Annotated in this window: 1 rRNA gene (cut by a window edge); it reads right to left on the bottom strand. The window is 41.1% G+C overall.

Annotated features, from left to right (window positions below):
• Window positions 1-134: 134 nt before the first annotated feature.
• Window positions 135-224 (bottom strand): 16S ribosomal RNA (locus DPQ31_RS00100); it runs 1,511 nt beyond the window's last position.

Below are 224 nucleotides of genomic sequence, written 5' to 3' on the forward strand. Positions count from 1 at the left end.
AAAAAATATGAGCTACACTGTTATCTAGTTTTCAAAGAACATACATTTATATATGAGAGATAGTTCTCTCAAAACTGAACAAAACGAAACACGGAAACTTATATTGATGAACAGCGTTCATCAATTCTCCATAGAAAGGAGGTGATCCAGCCGCACCTTCCGATACGGCTACCTTGTTACGACTTCACCCCAATCATCTGTCCCACCTTAGGCGGCTGGCTCCA

Origin of the sequence: Bacillus sp. COPE52, from assembly GCF_003355115.1 — a bacterium.
Classification (GTDB): domain Bacteria; phylum Bacillota; class Bacilli; order Bacillales; family Bacillaceae_G; genus Bacillus_A; species Bacillus_A toyonensis.